The 2,369-nt window shown below is 26.5% G+C and carries 4 protein-coding genes; 2 read left to right on the top strand and 2 right to left on the bottom strand.

Annotation, left to right across the window (positions count from 1 at the left end):
- Positions 1–330: LysR family transcriptional regulator (locus BM153_RS13385; protein ID WP_143088322.1), on the bottom strand; the 330-nt coding region annotated here is incomplete at its 3' end.
- Positions 331–692: 362 nt separating this feature from the next.
- Between BM153_RS13385 and BM153_RS13380 the strand changes: the two genes are divergently transcribed.
- Both BM153_RS13380 and BM153_RS13375 read left to right on the top strand, forming a co-directional pair.
- On the top strand, positions 693–1,454 hold the full coding sequence (locus tag BM153_RS13380) for a hypothetical protein (RefSeq protein WP_092874994.1): 762 nt from the start codon (positions 693–695) through the stop codon (positions 1,452–1,454).
- A gap of 29 nt (positions 1,455–1,483) precedes the next feature.
- On the top strand, positions 1,484–1,954 hold the full coding sequence (locus tag BM153_RS13375; protein WP_092874991.1) for a hypothetical protein: 471 nt from the start codon (positions 1,484–1,486) through the stop codon (positions 1,952–1,954).
- A gap of 227 nt (positions 1,955–2,181) precedes the next feature.
- On the opposite strand, the gene BM153_RS13830 is transcribed toward BM153_RS13375, so the two are convergent.
- Positions 2,182–2,369: hypothetical protein (locus BM153_RS13830; protein WP_177205737.1), on the bottom strand; the 188-nt coding region annotated here is incomplete at its 5' end.

The following is a 2,369-nucleotide window of genomic DNA, read 5'->3' as shown; positions in this document are numbered from 1 at the left end:
CAATTCTATGAATTTCCTTTGAAAAGATGGAAACAAGCCAAAAAAGATATTATTTACAGCTATGGAAAACTTTCTTTTAGACTTATTTAAAGTCAAATCTTCAAATTCTTCAACCAAAATTTTTGCCTTTTTGTAATACATTTCACCATCCGGTGTTATTTCTACTTTTCTTATATATTTTTTTATCAAAAAAAGACCTGTCTGCTCTTCTAACTCCTTAATAGCACTATAAACCGTCTGTCTTGAGACAAATAATAATTCTGACGCCTGACTATAACTCCCACACTCATAAGAAGTAACAAAATATTTTAAATGTCTGATCCCCACCATAATCTTGATATTTTCCCCCTCGTATTAAATATAATTCTTAATCCTTATCAATATTGTATTATATTGTCGCACAAGTGCATACAATTTCCATAAATGCAAAAATTTTATAGTTTTTTTTAACATCAGTGTCAAAAAAAAGTTACTTTACGCATTTTTAAATTAATGATAGATTATTTATATAAAGAAGTCATGATTTCAAATATTATAATAAAATAACAACAAAAACGCGTACTGTTATACAAAACATTCAAGCCTCGCGTTATCCGTACTACTATTACTATTGTACAAAATTTTGAGGTTATCGCACTATACTATATTGATTTACATGTTAAAAAACAAATTATAAGAGGAGATACAATATTATGAAAAAAAATCATTTTTTAATTATAACAATGTGCTGTATTATAAGTTTAATAAATATATTTTCTGTTAAGGCACAACAAATTAATCATAATGAAATTAATTATGATGATATGATAAGTCAGTACGAACAAGATTTTCCAGATATTGAGAAAACATATAAAAATTTAAAAAATAAATCTATTTCTAATATTAATACTAATATTATTCATAAACAAAATAACATTAATAGCAACATAACTGATACGTATACATACCACGATACAATATTTGATAATAATACAGAGTCTTTAATTGCTAAAGTATCTATAAGTTGTATTTTAACAAATTCAAGTGATAATAATAATACAAAACCTTCATGTTCTATTCTTGGCAAAGGTCAGGTAAACGAAGGAGATTGGGATGCGACAATGTCTGTATACGCAAGTTCCATTATATATTATAAAGTTAAAAAAACTACCGACGAAAATACTAAATTATATCTTTTGTATCAAGTCGATGTAGCTAATAAAATATCAGATAAAACCGTATCAATAAAAAAGCAAAAATTAACTTATGGTTGTTCAGGTATGGCTGATAACGGAGTACCGACATCTCAAATTAAAACCCAAACACCTTCCGGAACTAAAAAAACTTATAAAACCGGATTTAAAACATATATAAGAAAAGAGTATGTAGCAGAAATGGGGGCTACTTATACTTTAACTTTAGGGCGACAAGGAAAACATACTTGGAAACTTGAACTTATAAATAATCTGTTTTAAATTAACATAATATGAGGAGGTGGGTAAATGTGAATAAAAAAATCAAAAAATCGTTTGTATCAGTTTTTATTATAGTTATTTGTGCTTTTTTGACAGTAATGATTTCCAGTATTGGAAATAAGTTACTGCAAACCACTTATGATAATCGTTTGCTGCTAACATTTAATACACTATTAAAACCTTTACTGTATTTAATTTCAGGAATTGCACTTGGTATTATATTAAAGCAATTTATATCTATAAAAAGCAATAAAAAAATATTTATAGTATTAGTTGCTATTGCATCTATTATTTACATAATAACATTATTAATGTATTCCAGCAGTATATTTTCATATCTTAATTTTAAGATAAGTATTGATTTGTCAACTACATTATTTAACTTATTTGGATTTACATATTCACACATTTTACAAGTTTCCTGTGCTTATATAATAGGTATTTTAGGAATGATATGTGTATTTGTTTTTCCTGTAAAGAACAAAACTGATATTATTTGAACGCAGTGTAAGCTTTACCGCAGTGGTATAGTTTTATTATTTAGCATTATATCTTTTTACCCAATTACACGTTTATAAATAATTACTTTTCTAGCTCCCATATCACAAATTTTGATAGGGGAGCTATTTTACAATCTTCAAATCCCCTATATGACGAAGCATAACTATGTCCGCAAAAAAGTATAATATCAGAAAAATCATACATAAACTATAAAAAATAATGCGTACTATAATCCCACAGATGGTAACATATGATTTTTAATATACTCTCCAAACACAAGACAATCATTTTTATACATATTGTCATTTTTACCAACTAATGAAAGCTTCCATGAAACATCTTCTAAAGGAAGAGCTATTATGGAGTCATAATAATTTGACCAGTTTTCAATTAAATTTCCCAAAAGAATCGCGT

This window comes from Acetitomaculum ruminis DSM 5522 (assembly GCF_900112085.1).
Taxonomy (GTDB): domain Bacteria; phylum Bacillota; class Clostridia; order Lachnospirales; family Lachnospiraceae; genus Acetitomaculum; species Acetitomaculum ruminis.
The sequence above is the reverse complement of the archived record's forward strand: the minus strand, read 5'-3'. Positions and strand labels throughout refer to the sequence as shown.

Coding starts and splice junctions, on each gene's coding strand:
- BM153_RS13380 (WP_092874994.1), top strand. CDS start 693: ATGAAAAAAAATCATTTTTTAATTATAACAATGTGCTGTATTATAAGT.